The 25,597-nt window shown below is 33.5% G+C and carries 22 protein-coding genes and 2 tRNA genes; 1 reads left to right on the forward strand and 23 read right to left on the reverse strand.

All coding sequences use genetic code 11. The annotated features are described in order from the left end of the window. Nucleotides 1–15: 15 nt before the first annotated feature. The 13 genes from CS063_RS05800 to tilS all read right to left on the reverse strand — a co-directional run bounded on the left by CS063_RS05800 (nt 16) and on the right by tilS (nt 14,701). Nucleotides 16–1,041: a hypothetical protein gene (locus CS063_RS05800; protein WP_099448751.1), complete on the reverse strand. Its 1,026-nt coding sequence runs from the start codon at nt 1,039–1,041 to the stop codon at nt 16–18. Next, on the reverse strand, nt 1,028–1,465 hold the full coding sequence (locus CS063_RS05805; protein ID WP_099448752.1) for a hypothetical protein: 438 nt from the start codon (nt 1,463–1,465) through the stop codon (nt 1,028–1,030). Before CS063_RS05805 ends, CS063_RS05800 begins: the two co-directional genes overlap by 14 nt. Further along, nucleotides 1,462–2,706 (reverse strand): putative glycoside hydrolase, encoded by a 1,245-nt coding sequence (locus CS063_RS05810; protein ID WP_099448753.1) that lies wholly within the window; start codon nt 2,704–2,706, stop codon nt 1,462–1,464. The genes CS063_RS05805 and CS063_RS05810 overlap by 4 nt, the downstream gene beginning before the upstream one ends. 269 nt (nt 2,707–2,975) lie before the next feature. Next, entirely contained in the window at nt 2,976–4,463 is a 1,488-nt protein-coding gene (locus CS063_RS05815; RefSeq protein WP_180270707.1) for an HD domain-containing phosphohydrolase, read from the reverse strand. A 630-nt stretch (nt 4,464–5,093) separates the two neighbouring features. Then, on the reverse strand, nt 5,094–6,635 hold the full coding sequence (gene lysS / locus CS063_RS05820; protein ID WP_099448755.1) for a lysine--tRNA ligase: 1,542 nt from the start codon (nt 6,633–6,635) through the stop codon (nt 5,094–5,096). A 29-nt stretch (nt 6,636–6,664) separates the two neighbouring features. Then, on the reverse strand, nt 6,665–7,144 hold the full coding sequence (gene greA / locus CS063_RS05825; RefSeq protein WP_099448756.1) for a transcription elongation factor GreA: 480 nt from the start codon (nt 7,142–7,144) through the stop codon (nt 6,665–6,667). A 198-nt stretch (nt 7,145–7,342) separates the two neighbouring features. Then, on the reverse strand, nt 7,343–8,329 hold the full coding sequence (gene dusB, locus CS063_RS05830) for a tRNA dihydrouridine synthase DusB (protein ID WP_099448757.1): 987 nt from the start codon (nt 8,327–8,329) through the stop codon (nt 7,343–7,345). Nucleotides 8,330–8,336: 7 nt separating this feature from the next. After that, the gene (locus CS063_RS05835) at nt 8,337–9,107 is read right to left on the reverse strand and encodes a type III pantothenate kinase (RefSeq protein ID WP_099448758.1); all 771 of its coding nucleotides are present in this window, start codon (nt 9,105–9,107) and stop codon (nt 8,337–8,339) included. Nucleotides 9,108–9,271: 164 nt separating this feature from the next. Next, nucleotides 9,272–9,712 (reverse strand): DUF6145 family protein, encoded by a 441-nt coding sequence (locus CS063_RS05840; protein ID WP_099448759.1) that lies wholly within the window; start codon nt 9,710–9,712, stop codon nt 9,272–9,274. Nucleotides 9,713–9,715: 3 nt separating this feature from the next. Next, nucleotides 9,716–10,717 (reverse strand): biotin--[acetyl-CoA-carboxylase] ligase, encoded by a 1,002-nt coding sequence (locus CS063_RS05845; protein ID WP_099448760.1) that lies wholly within the window; start codon nt 10,715–10,717, stop codon nt 9,716–9,718. A gap of 62 nt (nt 10,718–10,779) precedes the next feature. Continuing rightward, nucleotides 10,780–12,759 (reverse strand): ATP-dependent zinc metalloprotease FtsH, encoded by a 1,980-nt coding sequence (ftsH, locus tag CS063_RS05850; RefSeq protein ID WP_099448761.1) that lies wholly within the window; start codon nt 12,757–12,759, stop codon nt 10,780–10,782. A gap of 32 nt (nt 12,760–12,791) precedes the next feature. Then, on the reverse strand, nt 12,792–13,310 hold the full coding sequence (hpt, locus tag CS063_RS05855; RefSeq protein ID WP_099448762.1) for a hypoxanthine phosphoribosyltransferase: 519 nt from the start codon (nt 13,308–13,310) through the stop codon (nt 12,792–12,794). A gap of 8 nt (nt 13,311–13,318) precedes the next feature. Then, nucleotides 13,319–14,701 carry a tRNA lysidine(34) synthetase TilS gene (gene tilS, locus CS063_RS05860; RefSeq protein ID WP_099448763.1) on the reverse strand — a complete coding sequence of 461 codons (1,383 nt, stop codon included), beginning with the start codon at nt 14,699–14,701 and terminating at the stop codon, nt 13,319–13,321. 104 nt (nt 14,702–14,805) lie between these two features. Between tilS and CS063_RS05865 the strand changes: the two genes are divergently transcribed. Next, nucleotides 14,806–15,150: a phenylpyruvate tautomerase MIF-related protein gene (locus CS063_RS05865; RefSeq protein ID WP_099448764.1), complete on the forward strand. Its 345-nt coding sequence runs from the start codon at nt 14,806–14,808 to the stop codon at nt 15,148–15,150. Here CS063_RS05865 and CS063_RS05870 read toward each other — a convergent pair. The 10 genes from CS063_RS05870 to CS063_RS05915 form a co-directional block, all read right to left on the reverse strand. Further along, nucleotides 15,147–15,509, reverse strand: a complete 363-nt coding sequence (locus tag CS063_RS05870; protein ID WP_099448765.1) for a hypothetical protein — start codon at nt 15,507–15,509, stop codon at nt 15,147–15,149. The genes CS063_RS05865 and CS063_RS05870 overlap by 4 nt on opposite strands. A gap of 138 nt (nt 15,510–15,647) precedes the next feature. Continuing rightward, nucleotides 15,648–16,628 (reverse strand): CapA family protein, encoded by a 981-nt coding sequence (locus CS063_RS05875; RefSeq protein ID WP_099448766.1) that lies wholly within the window; start codon nt 16,626–16,628, stop codon nt 15,648–15,650. 89 nt (nt 16,629–16,717) lie between these two features. Then, nucleotides 16,718–19,078 carry a stage II sporulation protein E gene (gene spoIIE / locus CS063_RS05880; RefSeq protein WP_099448767.1) on the reverse strand — a complete coding sequence of 787 codons (2,361 nt, stop codon included), beginning with the start codon at nt 19,076–19,078 and terminating at the stop codon, nt 16,718–16,720. Between the two features lie 144 nt (nt 19,079–19,222). Beyond that, complete coding sequence (locus CS063_RS05885) at nt 19,223–20,203, reverse strand: aromatic acid exporter family protein (RefSeq protein WP_099448768.1); 981 nt, start codon at nt 20,201–20,203, stop codon at nt 19,223–19,225. Nucleotides 20,204–20,289: 86 nt separating this feature from the next. Beyond that, nucleotides 20,290–20,361: transfer RNA gene (locus CS063_RS05890), tRNA-Val, on the reverse strand. A 3-nt stretch (nt 20,362–20,364) separates the two neighbouring features. After that, nucleotides 20,365–20,441: transfer RNA gene (locus tag CS063_RS05895), tRNA-Met, on the reverse strand. 359 nt (nt 20,442–20,800) lie between these two features. Next, on the reverse strand, nt 20,801–23,377 hold the full coding sequence (secA, locus tag CS063_RS05900) for a preprotein translocase subunit SecA (RefSeq protein ID WP_099448769.1): 2,577 nt from the start codon (nt 23,375–23,377) through the stop codon (nt 20,801–20,803). A gap of 315 nt (nt 23,378–23,692) precedes the next feature. Then, nucleotides 23,693–24,040, reverse strand: coding sequence for a hypothetical protein (locus tag CS063_RS05905; RefSeq protein ID WP_099448770.1), 348 nt, complete (start codon nt 24,038–24,040; stop codon nt 23,693–23,695). 198 nt (nt 24,041–24,238) lie between these two features. Further along, complete coding sequence (gene hpf, locus CS063_RS05910; protein ID WP_099448771.1) at nt 24,239–24,778, reverse strand: ribosome hibernation-promoting factor, HPF/YfiA family; 540 nt, start codon at nt 24,776–24,778, stop codon at nt 24,239–24,241. A gap of 147 nt (nt 24,779–24,925) precedes the next feature. Continuing rightward, the gene (locus CS063_RS05915; RefSeq protein ID WP_180270708.1) at nt 24,926–25,438 is read right to left on the reverse strand and encodes a QueT transporter family protein; all 513 of its coding nucleotides are present in this window, start codon (nt 25,436–25,438) and stop codon (nt 24,926–24,928) included. Nucleotides 25,439–25,597: the final 159 nt, after the last annotated feature.

Genomic DNA, 25,597 nt, shown 5'->3' on the forward strand with positions numbered 1-25,597 from the left:
GAGACCTAGGTCTCTTTATTCGTGCTCAAATAGTTTTTGTTTGTCAGAATGTACTCTACTATTTAAAATATCTTCTATATAATCCTTATTTTCTGTTTTAGTATTATAAATAGTTTTTATCCTTGTATTACTTGTGCTTACTTGAATCTTAGGTATAACCTTTACATGGTAATAATTTTCTTCATCCTCAAAGCTCACAATTTCCGCTCTTTGGTAGTCTAGAGCAATGGAGAAAAATTGACAGATTGTAGCTACTAATGTTACTAAAATTGTCATAAGTACAACACTTAACATCCCCACATTCATATCTAAAAACAAAATAGCCAGGCCAAAACCTGCTAAATTCATCACTGCTCCAATGCTAATTGCAATATAAGGTGCATAATCTAAAGCTTGTCTACGAATGATATAGATGATAGAAAACACTATAAAGAAAATAACCATTGTACAAAGCATGGTTTTATGAGCAAAAAGTCCCTTCATTTCTACAGTAAAGAAACGTGTTAGTACATCTATCATTTCACCTTTACTAGTTCCTGAGGTTTGTAAACTAATAGCCATCTGAGGCATTACAAACCAAAGAATCACACCTAACAAAATAGCTATAATACTTACATAACTTCCAAATAAAGCTGCAAGAACAGGTACTAAAATTTCAAGTCCCATACTAAAACACAAAATCGTTCCAATAATTAGGAGACTTTCTTTAGGAAATAAGCGCATAAAAAGTAAATACATAACCCATAAACAGATGAATACAATCACACTTAATATCAAATTACTGCTTATTAAAAAAAGTGGTATAATAATAACGCAGCCTAAAATCATCCACTTATCAGGTAGGAACGTAGCTAAAAGAGCCATAAATAATACTAATGGTATTTTACTAAGGGGTCCCACATAACCTATGGTAGTTATAAGCAAGTTAATAGCGAGTACAGCTATTACAAACCTTATGCTAGGTAAAAGGATATATTCATACTGCTTAAATAGCTTAATAACATTTTGTCTCATTATAAATAAAGCTTCATTTCCCTTCATCTTCTACCCCCTCTTCATTTCTCTTCGTTTGTTCATAGTTTGTTAATTTTTTAAGCAAATTTCTGTACCCTATAAGCCTTTTCTGTGTACTTGCATAACGTTTTCCATAAATCACCGTAGAAATCATGGTGTAAATAATCATCATTACTATCCAAGGTAAACTATAGGGTGCTATATATAGCTTAACAAATTCCATTAAAGATGTAGGAATAATAATCCCTTCTTCTAAAAGCTTTAATAACTGAAAACCTATAACAAGGAATACAACTAATGTAACTGACAATCGTGTTTTAAAGTTCTTTATATAAATATAATCCTCTAAATAGTAGCGATTACGTCTTCTATCTTCTTTTCCATAATTCTTTTCATATATAGCAAGTTTTGTCATAAGAATAATTTTCTTTTGGTCTACCAATCCCCTCACTCCTTATCTCCAATTAGTCCCCCAAGAGTATATTGACCTGCTGCATTCCAAAATAACCACTCTGAAAGACCTGCATCATAGGTCCCTTGAATTTGGGCTTTAATTTGCTTTTCTCCATAAAGCTGATAAGGCTGTTGCTTAGACATGGTAAAATCTTGTAACCAAGGTCTAATAATCGCCCTTCTATCTTGTCTCTCATTTTTATTGATCTCATCTTGTGCTATCTCCATAGACCTTAATATTATATCATATGGAGCAAGATGTGGATACTCTATTCCAAAGCATCCCGGGCCATAGTGAGATGGATAGACCATAGGACAAATATAATCAAGATATTTACATAATTCCTTAAAATCTTGCCCTACAATTTCCGCATCAATCTTACTCGTGATGATTGTCCCAAATACATCCGCTGAAATATAGACATCATATGCTTTTAACTGCTCATGCATATATTTAGTAAACTCAGTTATAATCTGTGTTTTAGTTATATTAGGTTCTAACTGAACTCTCTCTTCATTCATGGATTCATGAAAACGAATATAGTCGAATTGTATTTCTTTAAAACCCATATGAATGGCTTCTTTACTAATCTCAAGTAAATACTCCCAGTTTTCCTTATTATAAGGATTAAGCCATTTATCACCTACACTGTTTGTATAAATACCTCCTTTTTTTGCTTGTATAGCTAATTCTGGATATTTATTTGTTACCACACTATCTTTAAATGCCACAATACGTGCAATAGGATAAATCCCTTCTTCATAAAGTCTCGACATAACCCTAGGTAAGTTCTCAATAGGAGGCTCCTTTAAAACACACCCTTTTTCTTGTAATTTAGGATTATTTGTGGGAAAGGTTAAATAGCCATAATCATTTTTTACATCTATAACAAAGGCATTCACTTGTGTCTTTTTTGCAAGAGCTATATAGTCTTCATACTTATCTACTTTGCTAGCCGGGATATAAATCCCCCTTACTATTTCAGGTGCTTTATATAGGTCGTATTTCACTTGATTACCACTTAAGTAAACAGGCTCTGCTTCTTTTTTTTGTTCTAAAAGCCAAACAGCTTTTATTTCAGGAATAGCTAATACATTCTTATCTTTTTGATTTACAATCACTGCACCTAATCCTACAATGCCAAAAGCAGCCACAATAACAAAAATCCTTCTCATCCACATTTTATGCTGCTTGTAGTGATAGTAACTATTTTGTGTTTTTACCTTGTATTTTTTCATTCGTATTAGCACTCCTACTCATACTCTTTACATTATATCATATATCATTTTCTGATACGACTATTTATTCTGCCTAATATTATTATTAGTAATTGTGAATATTTCTAAATTACTGTACCTTTAAATTATACCCATTCTCTTATGTCGTATTCAAGATAAGCTATGTAAAAAAAGCATTAAATATTTTACAAAAAAATAGCTTCACTAAGGAAATTTGTCCTTTAATGAAGCTATTTGTAAAATTGAATTTTCTTTTATGCTTTCAAAAGTCATTCATACATTTTACTTATATTATAAAATTCATCTTCTACTAAATTTAAACAATGAAGTAATTTAGGTGAAAAAATCCCACATTCTCCATCATTTATCATCTGAATGGCTCTCTCATGACTAAAAGCTTCTTTATATACTCTTTTTTCTATTAAAGCATCATATACATCAACTATTCCAACAATTTGGGCACATATAGGAATAGCATCGCCTTTCAAACCGTCTGGATACCCTCTCCCATCAAATCTTTCATGATGATATCTGCATATTTCATGCCCTATTTTTGCAAGATACTTATCATAATTCTCTAATATCCTCAATACGAGATTGTCTCCGATAATAGTATGTGTTTTCATTTCTTCAAACTCTTCTTTCGTTAGCTTTCCTGGTTTTAAAAGTATGCTATCGGAAATCCCTATTTTCCCTATATCATGAAGAGCTGAAGCATTACAGAGTAAATCAATTTTTTCTTCATCTATTTTGTATTCTGGATATAACTCTGTTACCTTTTTTGCTAAGATATATGTAAACCTCTTGATTCTTTTAATATGTTGCCCAGATTCTAAGTCTCTAAATTCTACGATATCTGCTAGATTATCAATAATAGCTATATTTAGAGTTTTTAGTTTTTCACTTTGTATCTTGATTTTTTCTGTTTTAGTTTCCACCATAACTTCAAGATCTTCCTTATATTTTCGTAGTTCTTTTTCTGCATGCTCTGCTCTTTTTTGTAATCGGATTGCTTTTTGTCTTTTTGTATAATAAACCAGAATAACTATATTTAATAAAACTACACACAATATATAGGTTATCATAAGTCTCTTACTGTATTCATTGGTAGCAGTACTCATAACTGCTTTGTCCACTACGTATACAACATGCCATTCGGACTTTGTCTCATGATAAATAAGCGAATAGGGAAAGCCTATGTTATCAAAATCAATTTTTCCAGATTCCTTCATTAATAAATCCTCAATGTATGGCGCAATGAGTTCCTGCTTGTCAATACTTTGATCAAATATAGTCTTTCCTATAAATATTTCATTTGTATGCCCTACAAATACACCCTCTCTATTTAATATAAATCCAGCCGCAATCGACTCTTCCTCTCTTACCATTTGGTTTAATATAGAATTGATTTCACTCTGCTTAATATCTAACCCAACAACACAATTATTTGTATCTTTAATTTTTTTTGAAATCGTAATTACTTTTTCTTTCGTAATAATATCCTCATAAGGATTGGTTATTACAAGGTCACCTCTACTTATGGCAAGATCATACCATTCTCTTCCAATAGGATTACTATTTATATACCTCTCATCCCTAGTACCTACCACTTTACCATTACAAGCAATATAGAGATTATAAAAACAATTGGGGTTTTCATTAATCATCTTAAAAGTATCATCAACAAGGTCTTTTGTAGTTAGCAAATCGTCCGGTATCTTTTTCATATACCGGTAATCCCTTTCCACAAAATTCACAATATTTTCTCCTATATATATAATGCTATCCAAGTAATTGACACTTTCTATAGATTTAGAAATTCCTTTTTCTATATTTTTCTCAAACACCTCATTTACTAAGATTATATTCCCAAATATTCCTAGAAGTACTAATAATATATTTAATATTAGCAATGTAATTATTAATATAATATTTTTTTTTATGACAGCTTCTAATGTACATAAAAATTCTCACCTACCTCTTAGAATAGTTTTTATCCTATATATTTGTTCCTTTTAGGTCTAGCTGTACCTTAAATGTGATAAATATACTCCTAAATAATTTATCAAAAACCTTATATTTACTTTTTTGTAACTATCATTAAATAATTATACTACTATTTACCACTTTTTTCTACAATGTTTTAGAATTATTAGATTATTTTGCAATGTTTTATATATAAAAGTAAACAATTTCTATATTCCTATTTTTACCTTTATTAATAGATAAATTATTTAAAGCCTACTTTAAATCTGGCACAACATTATTCTCTCTTCAAAATAAAATGTGATTAATATTATTTGACTCCAACGCAAAAAGACACTTTTCAAAAGATTTTTTGAAAAGTGTCCTCTAAGTGCAATATTTTAAATTAAATTTTACTCGTTTTATTTATCCAAAGGTTTCATTGTTGGGAAGAGTAGAACATCCCTAATAGACGCTGAATTTGTAAGTAACATAACTATACGGTCTACACCAATTCCAAGACCTCCTGTTGGAGGTAATCCATATTCAAGTGCTGTTAAGAAATCTTCATCAATTTCACAAGCTTCATCGTCACCTGCTGCACGTAGTTCTTCTTGACGTTTGAAACGGCTTCTTTGGTCAATAGGATCATTTAGTTCTGAGAATGCATTGGCATGCTCACGACCTACAATGAATAACTCAAATCGCTCTGTGTAATCAGGATTTTCTGGCTTACGTTTAGAAAGAGGTGAAATTTCTACTGGATGATCCATAATAAAGGTAGGTTGGATAAGGTGCTCTTCTACAAATTCTTCAAAGAAGAGATTTAAGATATCACCTTTCATATGATACTCCTCAAAAGCTACATGTTTTTCCTTAGCAATAGCTCTCGCTGCTTCTAGGCTAGTTATTTCATCAAAGTCCACACCTGCGTATTTCTTTACAGCATCTACCATTGTTAACCTTTCAAAAGGTTTATCTAAATCGATAGTAATACCATCATACTCAATAACTCCTGTACCATTTACCTCATGAGAAGCATTGCGGATAAGAGCTTCTGTGATATCCATCATATCGTTATAATCAGCATAAGCTTGGTATAATTCCATAATTGTAAACTCTGGATTATGTCTAATAGACATCCCTTCATTACGGAATACACGACCAATTTCATAAACACGGTCAAAACCACCTACAATGAGACGTTTTAATTTAAGCTCTGGCGCAATACGCATATACATATCTATATCAAGTGCATTATGATGGGTTACAAATGGACGTGCAGCCGCTCCACCTGCAATTGAATGGAGAACAGGTGTCTCTACTTCAATAAAGTTTTGTGAATCTAAGAAGTTTCTCATGGAGCGAATAATGGCACTACGTTTCAAGAAGGTTTCTTTTACTTCTGGATTTACAATGAGATCTACATAGCGTTGACGATAACGCATCTCTGTATCTTTTAAACCATGATATTTTTCAGGTAAAATTTGTAAGCTTTTCGACAAAAGCTTAACTGATTTTGCTCTTACAGAAATTTCACCTTTCTGTGTCCTAAAAATATAGCCTTCTATTCCAATAATATCCCCAATGTCATACTTTTTGAAATCTGCATAATCCTCTTCACCAAGCTCATCCTTTCTTACATAGGATTGGATACGTCCTTCTTGGTCTTGAATGGTAATGAAAGATGCTTTTCCCATATCACGTTTTGCCATGATGCGTCCAGCTACCGAAAGTTGTGTTCGTTCTGACATCTCATGTTCTTCTAAAGTACCTGTTAACTCTAAAGCTTCAAATGCACTTTTTGCACTTTCACTATAAGCTGTTACATTAAATTTGGTGATTTTAAAAGGATCCTTATCTTTTTCTTGTAAAACCTTTAACTTATCATATCTTACCTTAATAAGTTCATTTGTGTTTTGTAGCACTTCTGATCCATTTTGACTCTCTATTTGCTCAGACAATGTTGTTCCTCCTTTGCCATTTTCCTTTATTAGTTTGTAATATCTAATATTCTATATTTATCTACCCCATCAGTTGTCTCTACTTCAATTTCTTCTCCTACTGCACGATTTAAAAGTGCTTCTCCTACTGGTGATTCATTAGAAATCTTACCATTTGCAGGATCTGCTTCTGTAGAACCAACAATTAAGTAAGATACTTCTTCTTCAAAAGTATAGTCATATAGCCTTACTTTACACCCTGGCTTTACAACACCTACATGTGTATCTTCATCACTATCTATAACCATTGCATTTTTCAACATCGTCTCTAATTCTACAATACGTGTTTCAATTTCTGCTTGTTCTTCTTTAGCTGCATCATATTCTGCATTTTCAGATAAGTCACCTTGTGCTCTGGCTTCCTTTAATTTTTGAGCTACATCAGCTCGGCGTACGGTCTTTAAATTTTCAAGTTCTGCCTCTAATGTTTGAATCCCCTCATAGGTGAGTAATACTTTTTTACTTGCCATTTCTTTGCTTCCTTTCATAAACGTAATAGAAGTTTTTTATATCTTTCTAGCCTTAAAACGCCGCTACCTAGTGAGCATTAAATTTTTTAATTTCACAATTATACCCTAGGTAACACATATTGTCAACTTAGCTTTGGAATTCCTTCTGTTTGCTTATATATTTCCTTAAGCTTTAAATACTATACCTAGTTTATATTGTTAAATATGACCTTTCAGCCTACTGTTTATCTTCGCCTGACACATCTCTAAAAGTCTTTGTATATCATCATATGACTCAACACTCGTAAGCATGCGTCTAAATTCTACAGCACCATGAACACCTTTTACATAAGCAGTTAAATGTGAACGCATTTCACGAATACCCGTATATTCACCTTTATATTCTATAAGCATTTTAGCATGCCTCAAAATAAGTTCGGCTCGTTCTTCAAAACTCGGTTCAGGCAGTATTTCCCCTGTCTCTAAATAATGAATCGTTCTTTTAAAGAGCCATGGATTACCTTGGGCTCCTCTACCAATCATAACTGCATCGCAGCCGGTATAATCTAACATATTCTTCGCATCTTCTGGAGATTTAATATCTCCATTCCCAATAAGCGGTATACTTATGCTTTCTTTAACAGCTTTTATAATGTCCCAATCTGCTTTACCACTGTAAAACTGTTCTCGAGTACGCCCATGTAAGGTTAAAGCACTTGCTCCCGCTTCTTCAATAATTTTAGCAACTTCAAGGGCATTAATCGAATCTTCATCAAATCCTTTACGAATTTTAACTGTAAGTGGCTTATGAAGAGCTTTCGCCACTGTATAGACAATTTCACCGATACGTTCTGGATTTTTAAGATGCGCTGAACCTTCTCCATTTTTAGTAATTTTAGGTGCTGGGCACCCCATATTAATATCTATAAAGTCTACTTCACTTTCAGCAATCTTCTTAGCCATCTCAGCTAAAATTTGTGGGTCACTCCCTGAAAGTTGTATCCCTACAGGATGTTCCTTAGGATCAATATAAATAAGGTTATTTGTCTTTTCATTTTCATAAAAAAGTCCTTTAGCACTCACCATCTCTGAATAGAGCATACCACACCCAAATTCTTTACATAGTAAGCGAAAAGGTAAATCTGTTACGCCAGCCATAGGTGCTAAAAATACATTATTGGGGGTTGTTATATTTCCAAATTTCATTTTTTTCCTACCTGTTTTTATAGTAAATAAGCTCTAACCCTCTTAGAGTAAGAAGCCCATCATAATGATCAATTACATTTGTTCCATCTTGAATGACTCTTGCAAGACCTCCAGTAGCAATAACCTTTAGATGAGGTGCATTTAATTCTTCCTTTACTTTATTCACAATATATTCTACTTGTCCAATATAACCATAAACAAGTCCTGCTTGCATGCTAGTTATAGTGTTCTTACAGTCTAAAATATTCTTAGTTTTTTTAATTTCAATATGAGGAAGCTGTGCTGCACTTCGCCATAGTGCATCTGCACTAATACGTATTCCTGGTGAAGTAATGCCACCTATAAATTCTCCTTTTTCATTAACAATATCATAGGTTGTAGCTGTGCCAAAGTCAATGACCATACAAGGTGGCCCATAAAGTTCAAAGCTTGCTACCGCATTTACAATGCGGTCTGCTCCTACTTCTCTTGGGTTATCTGTCCGAATAGCTATACCTGTTTTTAGCCCTTTACCTACTACAAGAGGCGTCTTATCAAAGTATTTTTTAATACTGTTATTAAGTGAATACATAATATCGGGAACAACAGATGAAATAATAACCGCTTCAATATCTTTAGGTGTAATAGACTTTTGTCTTAAAAGTTCAATCATCATTACACCATATTCATCAGAAGTCCTAGGCATTCTTGTTGTTAATCTATAGATGCCTAATAAATTTCCATTTTCCATAGCCCCAAGTACAATATTGCTATTACCTACATCAATGACTAGTATCATAGTTTATTCCTTCTTTCACTTTTAGGCCTTTTATCGGGTCTTTTACATTTCAAAAAGCAGACACTCAAGGTGTCTGCTAGCTCTAACTATTAATCTTAAAAAGTATACTATTTAATTAGCGCTTTAATTATAAGGGATACTTTTTATTTTTTCAAGTAAAACTATTATTCTGCTAATAGTTCCCTTGCAAATTCCCCTGCTTTTTCATCATATTTGTCCGTGATATAGTCAATGATCTCTTCTGCTTTTTTCTTTGCTTGTTGAAGAACTAAAATCTCTCTTACGATCTGTCCGTTTTGTGTTGCATAAATCATATACCAAAGTTTGAGAGAACGGAACATTTCTTTTTCTTCTGTTTGCAGTTTCTTAATTTCTAATCCTGCACCAATCTCATCATAATTCATAGGATCTTCATAGCGCTCTTCAATGAAGATTTCCCCCTCTTCATTAAAACCAAGTGTCATAATACAATTTACCTTTTCTGCTATGATAGCAAGCTTAGCTCGCACCTCATCCTTAATGCTTTCAGGTAACCCCTTAAACTCTTCATTAAAATAATACTTCTGAACATAAGGTGATACAGAGATTAATATTTTTTTTCCCATTTATTATACTCCTTTTTCTTTCTCCTCATCCACATACCCATATAATCCTCTTACAGATACCTCTCCTGCTAAGATAATTTTTTCTTCACCTTGCTCCGTCACTACTTTAAGCATGCCTTCTTCTGTAATGGCCTTTGCATAGGCTACATACTCTTGTGAAGAGGCTAATATCTTTACCTTTTTATTTAAAGTAATGCACTTAGCTTCATAACGCTGAATAAAGTTTTGAAATGTCGGAACTTCTAGATAAGTAAAATAATCTTTTTCAAACCGCATAAGAAATTCTTTTAAAATATCTTTCCGAATATATTGCTGCTTTCCTTCCAAATAAAGAGAGGATGCATACGGTAAATCCTCTGGAAAATGGGGTGTATTCACATTAATACCTATACCAAGTATCACATATTTTATACCTTCTAGCTCTGCACTCATCTCCGTTAAAATACCACATACCTTTTTGCCATTTACTACAATATCATTTGGCCACTTAATACGGGCTTCTAAGCCTGTTACAGCTTCTATCGCTTCACATAGGCTTAATCCTGCCACCAGTGTGAGGGTACTAGCTTGTAGGGGTAAGATAGGAGGTCTTAAGACTAAAGACATCCATATACCTGTTCCTGCTGGAGAAGACCAGTTCCTCCCTAATCTTCCCTTACCTAACAATTGCTGATCGGCAATGACTACTAGTCCTTCTTGACAACCCTCTCTAGCTAACTGTTTTGCCTCTTCATTCGTCGAGCTTATCTCTTCGTAATAAACAATCTCTCTACCTAATAACTGAGTATGAAGCTCCTCTAATACTTCAGACTTTGTTATAATGTTAGGAACCTCTTTTATACGATAACCTTTTCTTGTGCTTGATTCAATGGTATAGCCTTGCTCTTTAAGTTTATTAATCGTTTTCCATATACTTGCTCTTGTTACACCTAATACCTTACTCATTTCTTCACCAGATAAATAATCTTCTGCATTTTTTAGAAGGGTTAGTACTTCATTTACCACTATGCCACCTCATTTTTCAAAAATAAAAAGCCGAAAAATACTTCGGCTTTTTATTTTACTCTCTATTCTTCTTTCTCTTCCGAAGTTATAACTGGAGAGATAGCTTCTTCCTTAATCTCTTCTCTCTCTTCTTTAACTTGTTCTACCTCTTCACTTTGCTTAACATCTTTTCTATCTTCAAAGTCAAAAAGGTTAAATTGTGCCACATTTTCAGTATCGATTGCTTCACCTTTCATAAGCTTCCTAAACTCTTTACCTGTTAGCTTTTCTTTCTTCATTAGAACTTCTGATGCCTTATGAAGAATATCGATATGCTTTTCAAGAGTTTCTTTTGCTTTGAGATAACAATCATGAATAAGCTCACCAATTTTTCTATCGATTTCAGTTGCCAAAGCTTCACTATAATTACGCATATGATTAAAGTCTCTGCCTAAAAATGGTTCTTCTTGCTCATCCCCAAACTTAATAGGTCCAAGATCACTCATACCATATTTGGTAATCATATCCCTTGCAATATGAGTTGCTCTTTCAATATCATTAGAAGCACCTGTTGTGATATCTCCTAATACGATTTCTTCTGCTGCACGGCCACCTAATAAGGAGATAATCTCTTGAACCATCTTGGTCTTTGTCATATACATTCTATCTTCTTTAGGGATAGGCATTGTATAACCACCTGCAAAACCTGTAGGAATAATAGATATACTATGAACAGGGTCTAATAAATCTAATACTTCATGAATAAGAGCATGCCCTATCTCATGATAAGCTGTAATACGTTTTTCTTTATCTGTAATAATGTGACTCTTCTTTTCTGTACCTACTGTAATTTTAATAAAAGCCTTTTGAACCTCTTCCATATCAATAGCACGCTTGTTATGTCTAGCTGTAAGAAGGGCTGCTTCATTCATTAAGTTTGCAAGGTCTGCACCAGTAAAACCTGATGTTGTTCTGGCAATGGTTTCAATATCCACATCTTCTTGAAGTGGTTTACCTTTTGCATGTACTTTTAGAATGGCTGAACGTCCTTTAATGTCTGGTCTACCTACAACAATTTGCCTATCAAAACGTCCTGGTCTTAAAAGAGCAGGGTCTAAAACATCTGCACGGTTGGTAGCTGCTAACACAATAACACCTTCATTGGCACCAAAACCATCCATTTCTACAAGGAGTTGATTAAGGGTTTGTTCCCTTTCATCATGACCTCCCCCAAGACCAGCACCACGTTTACGCCCTACGGCATCAATTTCATCAATAAATACAATACAAGGTGCATTTTTCTTAGCTTGTTCGAATAAATCTCTTACACGAGAAGCACCCACACCTACAAACATTTCTACAAAGTCAGAACCTGAAATGCTAAAGAAAGGGACTCCTGCTTCTCCTGCTACTGCTTTAGCAAGTAAGGTCTTACCTGTTCCTGGAGGTCCTACAAGAAGTACACCCTTTGGAATTTTAGCACCTACTTGGATATACCGACTTTGATTTTTAAGGAAATCTACAATTTCTGCAACCTCTTCCTTTTCCTCATCTAAGCCTGCTACATCCTTAAAGGTAATATTTCCTTTTTCGTCAATGGTCATCTTGGCCTTACTCTTGCCAAAGGACATGATACGACCACCGCCGCCTCCACCACCGCCTTGCATTTGCTGTACAAAAAAGACCATGATAAAGATAAACATCCCTACTATAAGTACAATTTGCATAATAGGTAAGAATAAACTAGGCTGCGTCTGCTTGGTTTCAAAGATAAAACTTGCACGTATATCTTCTGGTAAGCTTTGGTAGTATGTCGTAAATACAGAAGGTACTACATCAATATTACTTACTTGCCCAGACTTACTTACAATCTTTGCATAACCTTCTGATATATCGACTGTAATTTTTTCAATTTGTTTGTTTTGAATAGCATCTAATACTTGACTATAAGTAAGTGATGTACTTGCTTGAGATGTATCTCTACTTGTTCCATAAAATACAGCTAGGAAAAGTACTCCTACAATAATTAGCCATAAATAGGTGCTCTTTAAATTTTTTTTCAAATTCTATTTCCTCCTTCCATTTTCCTTTCCAATTATTCTTTATTTACAGCTATATAAGGGAGATTTCTATAGTATTGCTTATAGTCTAATCCATACCCAATAACAAATTCATTACCAATTGGGAAACCAATATAGCTTACTTCCACATCACTTACTCGTTCTTCTTTTTTGTCAAGTAATGTACAAATTTTAATACTTGCAGGCTTTCTTTCACTTAGAATATTGCTAAGATATTGGAGTGTTCGCCCTGAGTCAATGATATCTTCTACAATCAGGATATGTTTACCTTCAATTGGCTCATCTAAATCCTTAAGAATTTTAACTACGCCACTACTTCTGTATTCATCGCCATAGCTAGAAACTACCATAAATTCCATTTTCATAGGCACACCAATATGTTTCGCTAAATCTGTCATAAACATAACGCCGCCTTTAAGTACACAAAGCACAACAATCTCTTTACCCTCATAATCCTTGGTAATTTCTGTTCCTAATTCTTTAATACGCTTTTGTAAATCCGCTTCTGATATAAGCGTCTCTAAGTTTAACATACTACCTCCTACGATTCATCCATCTGTAATTTTATTTCTAGCACCTCTTGTGTTGCTTCAGTAATATAATAATCCGTATTTAATCTTCCTCCTACTACCCATATAACTTCTTGCCCTTGAGTAATAAGTGGTGTATAGTCTCTCTTTTCATTTGGAACCTTATCATCAATAAATAATTTTTTAATTTTTTTTGTTCCACCTGCAGTGACAATATAGTCTTGAGGCTGTCTTGTACGAATTTGCAAGCTGTCTTTTATTTTACCATAATCGATATATTTAGTATACATCTTTTCATTTTTTTGCTCAATTGTTTCTTTTTTTACTTTAGTCAAGGTAATACGTATCTGAAAAGCTTCAACTTGATTAACACCTAATTGAAGAGCTTGATTCAAGCTTACGTGTTCCTTCTTCCCTTCTTTCTTTGTTAGCATAAGCCTATTATACTGCCTGCTAACAACAATTCCATATGGCAAATGCACTTTCTTACCTGTCTGTTGCTGTGTTAAAGCTATACTACTTTGTATATGCTTTAGTGTAATATCTTTGCTACTTCCTACGAGTTTTTCTATCCCTAGATAGACTAAACGCTTTTGTATATAGGATGCCTCTTGGCTAAAAAGTCCCAAATCAAAAACTAATGCTTGATCTACTATTTGAACAGTCTCTTTAAAACGCTCTAAAGTATATTCTTTAAGGAAAGTTTCACTTTCTCTATAAAGCTGACTATGCTCACCTAAAGTTCTTACTATATTAGGATTAATAGTGTCTTGTATATAGGGTATGCACTCTAAACGAATTTTATTTCTTGTATAAATAGGCAGTAGATTTGTCGCATCTTCTCTAAAAGGAACCTTTTGCTTTTGACAATAGTCTTCAATCTCACTTCGTTCCAGACATAATAATGGTCTTATCATTTCTGGTGTTTTTGGCAAAATACCTCCTAGCCCCTTTAAATCTGTTCCTCTAAAAAAACGCATAATCAGTGTCTCTGCTTGGTCATTCATATGATGGGCAGTTACTATTTTATCATTTGGATTTAATAAAGATATAAAGAAACTATAACGTTCTTTTCGTCCTGCCTCTTCCTCAGACAAACCTTGTTTTTTTGCTGTAGCTTTTACATCACAATTTTTGCGAAAGTAAGCAAGTCCCCACTCTTTACAAACCTCTTCAACAAGCTTAGCATCTAACTCTGCCTCTTCTCTTATCCCATGATGTACATGAGCTATTTTAAGACTTATATCATAATACAACTGATGCGTATATAAAAAGTGAAGCAGCATCATTGAATCAGCACCACCCGACACCCCTACAACAAGAGTATCTCCTTTTTCAATAAGTCCCTGCTCCTCGATAAAGTCTTTTACCTTCTTTGTTACTTTATGCACCATGCTCTTCTCCTTACTTTTAAGGCTTTTACTTTTCTTATGAATATTTATATATTATAATATAAATTAAACTTTATCACTATCTCTATTTAGAAAGGAAGATGAAAATGCCTTTTATTGATTCTAAAGTAACTGTTAAGCTTACAGAAGAGAAAAAAGAACTACTTAAATCAGAACTTGGTAAAATTATTACCCTTATCCCAGGCAAAAGCGAAAATTACCTAATGATTGGTTTTGAAGACAACTACTCTTTATATTTTAAAGGGAACAAGCTTGAATACGGTGCTTTTGTAGAAGTTAAAATCTTTGGTACTGCTTCTAAGACTGCCTTAAGTGAAGTAACAGCCGCTATCTGCTGCCTTTATGAGAAAGAGCTTCATATCCCTCCTAGCGCTGTATATGTGAAATATGAAGAAGTTGCTAACTGGGGATGGAACGGTGTAAACTTCTAAAAAAGCATCAAACTAAGTACCACAACAATGCCAATACTCAATACCACTATACAAAAATTCAAAAAATAATCAATACCTTGAGGTTTTCTTAAGGTATTTTTTGTTTTTATCATTTCTATGTTTTGTTTTTTCCCCCATGCTTGATGCATAGGCCTACTATTTCCATAAGCTCTTTGCATTTTTTCATAGTGATTTATATAAGCTTTTGAAGGATTCTTTTTCATATAATTTTCTATAAGCTCTTCTGCATGCTTAAAAAGATTATTAGGAATCATATAAGAGGGTTTATCCTTTAAAACAAAAATGGCTTTTTCAAACCAATCACTGTTTTCTCCATCTAAGGTAATCTGCTTTTTCATGTTCTCCTCCTTTGTTAATCTTATTTAGAAAGTTGCCAAATCACCTTTTATTTATACATCTCTTATCTTGATTCCCAAATATTTTTACATAAAAAAACTACTACTTTGGTTGATGCCACTGTAATAGTCTTTCGTTTTTTACTTTATTCCTCTGCTAAGCGTTTGAATTCTTTTTAAAAGCCTTTCTTTTTCTGTACCTACAAGAGGTGTTGGCTTATAGTCATTCTTATCTTTTACTGAAGAAATGGAACAAGGAATGATTTCACTTTCACCTAATACAATACCTTTATCCGTTAACTCAAAGCTTTGTTGATAAATAAAACTGTCTTTATCACTGGGATTCCGATTGCCCCCAAAGCAGAAATTACCTAAACTATAAACAATATTAACACCTTTATAATTTTCAATACCTTGTACTACATGTGGATGACTCCCTAATATAAGATGAGCCCCTTGATCAATCGCATAACGAGCTAATTTCTTTTGGGTTATATTCGGGTAATAAACCCTTTCCTCTCCCCAATGAAACTCTACAATGATTAAATCAGATTTCTCTTTAGCTATCTTTATTTGTTTAGCTAAAAAATCCTTAGTTGCCTCATTAAAGTACCATCCTTTTGTTCCTATCATGGCTACTCGAATACCATTAATGGTTTTAAATTCGATACGCTCTCCTCCAAAATAACCTATCTTATTATCCTTTAATACTTTTTGAGTATCTGTATAGCCTATAGTTCCATAGTCTAAAGTGTGGTTATTGGCTAGGTTGACCGATTCTATACTTCCACTTTTTAAAATCTCTACATAAGCAGGTAACCCTCTAAAAGCAAACTCCTTATCTGCCGGTTTACCATTTAGAGTTAATGGACCTTCCAAATTTACAATGGTTAAATCATCCTTTTCAAAAATAGGTTTAACATTTTCTAAAAAATAGGAATACCCTTTAGCTTTTGCTACCGTATCAAAACGATTCCATGTACTTTGTTTAGGATAATAACCGAGTGTACAATCTCCTGCTGCTGATACTGTAATTGTTTTTTTTGCCTCCTCTGCTACTGTATGTATTGGCAATAAAATCATTATACTTATCAACAGAATAAGAAGCTTTTTTTTCTTCATTTCTCCCACCTCACTCTATGTCACATCATTTGTCCTATTTCTATTATCTTATCATATTTTCTAATTTGTCGAAATATCTTTATCAAATCTTATTTCCATATCCGTGCCACAATAATCGTCATATCATCCTTATGTGCATTTCCTAACAAATCACTGCTTTTTTGCATGAGATGCTCTGCTATATAGGATGGATTACCTGTTCCTACTTCTAAAATAAAGTGTTTAAAAGTCTCTTCTTTTCCTAATAAATCATCATCTCCCTGCAACAATCCATCAGTTACCATAATAATGACATCTCCATCTTTTAACTGCTTCTTACTTATTTGTATATCTACATCTTTAAGCATCCCTATAGGCAAGGTATTGGCTTGTACTGTAGTAATTTGACCATCTCTTAAGATAAAAGTAGTGGCCCCTCCCATCTTTAAGAACTCGGCTACACCTGTATACTCATCAATAAGTGTCATATCCATGGTAGAAAAGTTTTCTACTTCTGACTTAAGTACCAGTACTGAATTAATAATACGCATTGTTAACTCATTTCTAAAACCAGATTCCATGAAGCTTTCTAGAAGTTCTATCGTAGCTGTACTTTCCTCCATGGCCAGCTTACCACTTCCCATTCCATCTGCTAAAGCTAATAAATAACGGCCTCCTTCCACTTCCATAAAGCTATACACATCACCAGAGATTTCTCCTTTTGCCTGAAAGGCAGCTCCTGCAAGTACATGGTAAACCTTGGTAGGTTTTAACTTAAAATAGCAATAGTCCTCCTCCTCATTTACTTCTCTTTTTTCAAGTTCTACAGATAAATTTAAGCTCTCAAAAATCACGTTCTTAATAGAATCCTCTAAATTTCCTGCTTGTCTATAATAAGGAGTATAAATATGTATGTTTTCTTTGCGATTCTTATTTTCCACTACCATGATATCTTTCGTGCGTATCCCACTGCTCCTTAGGCTTTCTTTAAGAAGTATTTCATCTTCTTTATTAAAGTAAACATTCCGAGTAATCTCTTTACTTAGCCCACTAATACTCTCTGCTATTGCATGAAACTGTTCACCCATCAATTTGCGACTCTCTACCATCCTATTTTTCCACATCCTATTTTGTTTAAATAAATCTAATTTAAACCCTAAGGTACATGCAAAACTCTCTGGGCTCACACAGCCTTTACGGAAGGGTTCTGGTATATCTGCTGCTACCAATTGACCTTTTTCCTCAATACGTTCTAACATTTGAAAGGCACACTTATAAGTTCTTTCTAAATAATCCTTCCAACAAAATTCTCTCATCGAACAACCCTTACACATACTCTCTCCCGTATCCTCAATAATATATTGAATGTCTTTATCATTGAGGTGAACTTTTGTATCTGATATCTTTTCAAAGGTATGACTGAGTTTATAAAAAGCTTCTGCAAAATGACTAAGTTTTTCTGTAATCACTTTTTGTACACGTTCTAGATGTCTATTTTCCTCTCCTTCGTCTCCCTCTCCAAACCAACCAGCTAGTCCAAAATAACTACTGGGTAAAAAAAGACTAATAACAGCAGCAAGAGTGTAGGCTCCCAAAATAGGCATATCTACCACCCGTTCATTAAATAGAACAAAACCCACTAATAATCCTACTCCCATTGCAAAAATTACACCCAACTTCTCTAATACCTTAAAAATACTTCCAATTAAAACAGCTACTCCATAAACAGCTACAAACTGTGTAGGCATATAACCCATTACGACTAGCACTGTACTCATAAGCAAACTAAGACTTACTCCTATATTGCTTCCTCCTAGATAGGTCACCATAATAAGTATTAAAAATACTACTGTATCTCTAAAATAAATACTTTTAAAAATAGGTACACGTATATAAAAATCAATCATACCTCCTGTAAATATAGCCAATAAAAAAGCCATACTACACAACGCTTTACTATTTAAAGAGTTTCCTTTACCTTTGTAAATAATTTCTGTGCTATATCCAAAAATCGCTACTATCCCACAACTTACTACCACTTCCAATACAGATGAAAATAATATCACTCTATTCCACTGGGTGGTGAGTAAGTAAGACATATTGATTATTAAAAATGCCAAACTCGTTATAAAGATTTGACTTTTTAAATCAAAAACTTTTTTTGTCCATTCCATATAAATACGTAAAATGCCTATTACAGCTAAAACGAGTAAATATTTAAGTACCATAGTATCCCAAAAGCCAGATAGTATAAGACCTATGAGCCCACCACTTATCCCCCACCTTCTTATCCTTTTATCGAAATAGAGAGCCCCAATATAACATACACCTAATGTATAAAAGCTCTCCCATATCCTAACGCGGCTAATCATTATCCCTATTAATGCCAGCAGTAATGTTAACCATTGAACCTTTGTCCATCCCTCAACCTGTACTGTTTCTTTTTTCTCTTTTGTACTTGTCAAAATCATCTCTCCCTCCTACAGTATTATTAATTATACAGAGGAGGTTTTTATTATTTTGTAAATATATGGAAATTAATTCTTAAAACTTTACGACATTATTTATAAATTTATTTACTTATTCTTTATCTGTCGAAAAATACATTCTCTTCTTCATAAAACTTTTTTTTCTTCTAATGTAAGTTTTTCTTTAAATTCTTTTTTAATGTTTAAAAATTGTTCGATGTCATTTAAAAACTGAAAAAGCATTGCACGATTTTCAAATTCTTCTCTCGTAATAGGGAGTGGATTTTCCTTAAAAAAGATTCTTAAATCTTCTAATTCTTTTTGAAGTGCTTCTACTGTTATTTTACGATAAATAGATAAGGCTACATGTTCTGTAAATTCTGCTACTTTTTTTGTTTGTTCAAAGGTTTTATAAAACTTCTCAAAATGCCTCCGCATGTATATAACCAATTGAAACTGCCTCTCTCTCATCTCAAAATACTTTTCATAATGATTAATGGTTTGAGTAAAATGATTATTATTATTTTGCCTTGCTCTAAATCTTGCTTCTTTTAATCTTTCTTCAAGCCCATCTAACCACTCCCCACAACGTCTATCTACCTGTTGGGTCTCTAAAGCCTTTGCCATATCCTTCATTAAATCATATAAGGTTTGTTCAATATAACCTTTGTCCTCTAGAAGCTGCTGCTCTAGATTAGGCATATATAAATTTAATATCAATGCTATACCCGCTCCTATAAGTAACAGTAGTAATTCGTTTATAAATAAACTACTAGAGAGTCTATTGGCAGCTAATACATGAGTGACTAAAACGGAAGCTGGGACAATACCCTCTAACACTTTAAGTCGCACCGCTAATGGGATAAATAAAATAATGTATATCCCAAATACAATGGAATTAAATCCTAGTACTTTAAAAAGTAAACTACTCAGTACTAAAGCTATAATAGTGGCAATAAGTCTTTTAAGAGCAATATTTAAAGACTCTTTTTTAGTATTTTGAATACTTAATATGGTAATAATTCCAGCTGAAGAAGCATACTCTAGGCCAAGTAGTTGTGCAAAAATAATGGCTATAGTAGCACCTATCCCTGTTTTTAAAGTTCGAAACCCAATCCATTTGCTCATAACGTCTCCTTTATTCTTTCTCCTTTTTCAAACTTATTTATTAAACCACAAAAAGCCTTACCAACAAGTGGTAAGGCTTATAAAAATGGTCGCTATAGGGCTCGAACCTATGACCCCCTGCTTGTAAGGCAGTGCTCTCCCAGCTGAGCTAAGCGACCAACTGGTAGCGGAAGGGGGATTTGAACCCTCGACACCACGGGTATGAACCGTGTGCTCTAGCCAACTGAGCTATTCCGCCATATTGTACTCTGTTTCAAGCACTTTTTGATTATATCCTATTACTTGTCATAATGCAAGTCTTTTTTTATTTATTTTTTATAGTATTTCCATTTTATAAATCCTCAGTATTTTCCTTGTATCATATGCCTTCCTTTAAGTTATACTAATTTCATAAGACGTCTATCTTATCCTATACATTTTAGCGATGTATGTTGCATCATTAGGTGATAATCTTTTATCACATCGGAGTATCTCATTTTCTTATTTATTTTAAAGATATATTATAAAAAAGCCGTGGAATAAATTCATAATCCACGACTTTTTTTATAATCATTTATATTACTTCATTAACAACTACTTAAAACAATTGCTTTTTAATTATTCATTTTTACCACAGCATGTTTTGTACTTTTTACCACTGCCGCAAGGACAAGGATCATTTCTACCTATCTTTTCTTTTTTAACAGTTGGTTTTGCACCAAGACTTTCATCTGAGTGATTAGTAGCTACTGGTTCCGCTACTCTTTCCCTTTTGATTTCTTTATTTACCACAATACGTACATGGTAAAGTGCTTTTACTGTTTCTTCTTGAATATTTTCAATCATTTCTTCAAAGATATCAAAGCTTAAGAAACGATACTCTACAAGAGGGTCTCTTTGACCATAAGCTTGTAAATTAATACCTTGCTTCATTTGATCCATATTATCTAAGTGATCCATCCATTTTTGATCAATCACTTTAAGAAGTATCACACGTTCAATTTCTCTAAGCTGTTCGCCAATTTCTTCTTCTTTTGTTTTATAGAGCTCTTCCGCTTTTTGACTAAGAAGTTCTTTTAAACCATCTACGGTAAGATTCTCTTGCTCTTCTTTCGTAAATTTCACATCTGCAACAGGGATAATTGTACGAAGGTGTTCCATCATACCTGCAATATCCCATTCTTCTGCATATTCGATACCATTTGTGCAGTTATCTACTACTTTGCTTATTACAGCTTTAGCCATTTCGATAACCTTCTCACGCAGATTTTCATTTTTAAGCACTTTAAAACGTTCAGCATAAATGATTTCTCTTTGCTCATTCATGATTTTATCATATTCTAATAAATGCTTACGTACACCAAAGTTATTGCCTTCCACTTTCGTTTGGGCTCTTTCAATGGCTTTGGAAAGGATTTTGTGTTCAATGGGTTCATCATCAGGAAGACCAAGTGCATCAAACATTTTAAGCGTTGCCTCTGGTGTAAAGAGCCTCATTAAGTCATCTTCAAGAGATAGATAAAAGCGTGAAACCCCTGGGTCACCTTGACGACCTGAACGGCCACGTAGCTGATTATCAATACGTCTTGATTCATGGCGCTCTGTACCAATAATTTTAAGCCCACCTAAGTCTTGCACACCTTCTTCAAGCTTAATATCTGTCCCACGACCTGCCATGTTGGTAGCAATGGTTACAGCTCCTTTTTTACCTGCTTCAGCAATGATTTCTGCTTCTTTCGCATGGTATTTCGCATTAAGTACTTGGTGTTTAACACCTTCTCTTTTCAAAAGCTTACTTAAAAGCTCTGATGTGTCAATATTAACTGTACCTACAAGTATAGGCTGCCCCTTACTATGTGTCTCTTTAATATCCTCAATAACAGCTGCAAACTTAGCTGCTTCTGTTTTATATACTACATCTGCAAGGTCTTTACGCTGAATAGGTTTATTAGTAGGAATGACAATAACGTCCATTCCATAAATATCTCTAAATTCTGCCTCTTCTGTAAGTGCCGTACCTGTCATACCAGCCTTTTTAGCATATTTATTAAAGTAATTCTGGAAAGTAATCGTTGCTAAAGTTTGACTTTCCTTCTTAACCTCTACACCTTCTTTTGCTTCGATTGCTTGGTGAAGTCCATCTGAGTAACGACGACCATCCATTAAACGTCCAGTAAATTCATCGACAATAACAATTTCACCTTCATCGTTAACGATATAGTCTTTTTCAATATGCATAAGGTTATGTGCCTTAAGGGCAATTGTAATATGGTGCTGAATATCCATGTTTTCTGGATCTGCAAGGTTTTCAAGACCAAAGTATTGCTCTGCTTTTCTCACACCTTCTTGGGTAAGGGTAACAGTCTTTTGTTTTTCATCAACAACGAAGTCCCCTTCTTCTTCAATTTCTTCACGCATTAAAGTAGACATAGCTGTCTCTTCTCCTAAAAGTTTACCTTTTTGAAGGCGACGCACAAAAATATCTGCTGCTTTATAAAGATGTGTGGATTTAGAACCTTGTCCTGAAATAATAAGTGGTGTTCTTGCTTCATCGATAAGAACAGAGTCTACTTCGTCAATTACAGCATAGTTAAGATCTCTTTGAACCATTTCTTCTGCATAAAGTACCATGTTATCACGAAGGTAATCAAACCCAAATTCATTATTAGTTCCATAGGTAATATCACAGTTGTAGGCTTCTCTACGTTCGTTATTTTCCATACTGCTTAAGATACAGCCTACACTAAGACCTAAAAAGCTATAGAGTTGTCCCATCCATTCGGAGTCACGTTTTGCAAGGTAATCATTAACAGTAACAACATGTACACCTTTACCCTCTAATGCATTTAAGTAAACAGGAAGAGTTCCTACTAAAGTTTTACCCTCACCTGTACGCATCTCAGCAATACGCCCATTGTGTAAGATTACCCCACCTACAAGTTGTACTCTAAAGTGCTTCATGTTAAGTACACGATAGCCTGCTTCTCTACATACCGCATAAGCTTCTGGTAAGATATCATCTAACGTTTCTCCCTTGTTAAGACGTTCTTTAAACTCTGCTGTCTTAGCTTTTAACTCTTCATCAGATAGCTTTTGCATTGCTTCATCATAGGATTCAATTTTGGTAATAATAGGTTCAATTCTCTTTAACTCTCTCTCTGAATGAGTACCAAATATTTTCTCAATTAAGTTCAAATTCTTCACCCTCTTCTTCTATTTTAATAGACTCGTATAATCGTTTTATTTATAGACTGCAAAATACTGTTCTATCTTCATTTACATTCTTTTACACTATCATTAAGTATAGCAAATATTGTAATCTATTACAACTATGCTATTTATCCAATTATAACCATTCTATTATAAGTAAATACTAACTATTTTTCAAGCTTTTTGAATTTTTTATATAGCCTAAACAAATAAAAACCCCCAAGTTACTCCAATGTATACTTAGGGATTTTTATTCATCTATGCTTTCCAAAACTTGCATCTTTTTACCTCATTTGTCTTTTAATTTTCAGTAAGTCCATAGGCTTTTAAAGCCTTGCTTTTGTTTACATTTTGTTTTACTTCTTCTGATAAGCTATTTGTCAGTATGATTTGACTAACTATAATCCCCTCTTGTATAACAAGCATTACTTTTGTGCCATCTTCATTCGTTATAATTTTCGTATTCGTTTCCCTACCTTTGCTAGTATCTAGTAGCCTTAAACCACGAGAGCCTTCTACTTTTTGTACTACTTTAAGCTTTTCATCTAGAACGGTATCAAAGGATTGTTTCTCTATTGCTTTTTTAACTGGCTCTCTGCTTTCCATAAGATGATAAGAGTTCACAACACTAGTTATGATGTGCATCATAAGTTTCACCTCCTACTTGGATGAACTAAGTTTTTTTATTCATTTCCTATTCACCTACCCTTCTTTCGTTTTATACTATTGTATCGACATTTTATACTAAAAGCTTTAGAATCTCCCTATCTCATTCATAAAATTTATAAATTAAAAATAAGCTACAATCCTCATAGTATTTTAGGATTGTAGCTTATTGATAGAATTTTAATCTAAAGTAGGTTCAATTAGACCATAGGTTCCATTTTTACGCTTATAAACAACATTTACTTCTTCTGTCTCACTGTCTAAATAAACAAAGAAGTTGTGACCTACTAACTCCATCTGCATCACTGCTTCTTCTGCATCCATTGGTTTAATGGCAAATCTCTTTTTACGATCAATTTTAAGAGTTACATCGTCTTCTATTTGTTCTTCATTTAAAAAGCTTGGTGTAAATTGTACGGTTGCTGTATTTCTATGTTTACTTCTTAATTTGTTTTTAAATTTATTTACTTGTTTTTCTATTACTTCTACAGCATCATCCATGATGTTGTACATATTCTTACCTTCTACTTCTGCACGTAGAACTGTTCCATTAAAAGGAATAGTAATCTCAATGATATGGCTCAGCTTTTCAACAATTAATGTAACCTGTGCCTCTACATTGTCATTAAAATACTTATCTAGCTTTTCCATCTTTTCTGCTACGGCATTTTCTAATGCTGTTGTAAGTTCAATGTTTTTTCCACTAATGTTGTATTTCATATGCATCTCTCCTCTCAACTAGCCTACTTGTCTATCTATAGATAAGCTAGTTATACTTTATATATTCGAGATAAGTGATGGATTTCCTTTTTTTATTGAAGATTTTTTTATACATTTTTATATTTTTTTCTCCAAAAAAATACTGTCCTATCTTTTTTCTTTGATAAGCTTATCAAAGAGTATTGCATGTTTTTTCATTAAAAATTTAAAAAGTGGTACACCAGCTAGAGTAATCACTACAAATTCACCAATTCCTACCTCTAGCATAGTTAACGCAAGAGGTAATTCAAAAAGCTTGTTGAGCATTATACCAATCATAACTGCATTAATCAAGGTAGGCCAAATAGAAGCAATCCAAATCCCCACCCTGCTTTGTCTCATCTTCACACCTGTTAAAGCTATTAAAATAACACTTATTAAAGTAGCTATTGTTCCAACTACAGCATCTAGAATACCATTAGGACCTAATAAATTGGCAATCAGGCAACCTAACGTAAGCCCTGGAATATAGAATGGATCAAAAAAGGCAAAAAGTGTCATAACTTCTGATAATCTAAATTGGATATTCCCATAGCTCATAAAAGCAAAAGCTAGTGTTAAAGCAACGTAAATTGCTGCAATAGCAGCTGTTTTTACAATTCTTTGTGTGGTCATTTTCATTTTTATTCCCCTCTTAATTTAATTATTTTGCATAGTCAAAAGTTCAGGGCCATGTGGATAAAATTAAAAAAATCGTAGGTTTTCACCTACGATATACATGCAAATTAAAACCAAACTCCTTTTAAGAAGAAGCTAGTTTACAGATACCGTAGTTTTGTT

This window comes from Sporanaerobium hydrogeniformans, assembly GCF_002735925.1.
In the GTDB taxonomy this organism is placed as follows: Bacteria; Bacillota; Clostridia; order Lachnospirales; family Cellulosilyticaceae; genus Sporanaerobium; species Sporanaerobium hydrogeniformans.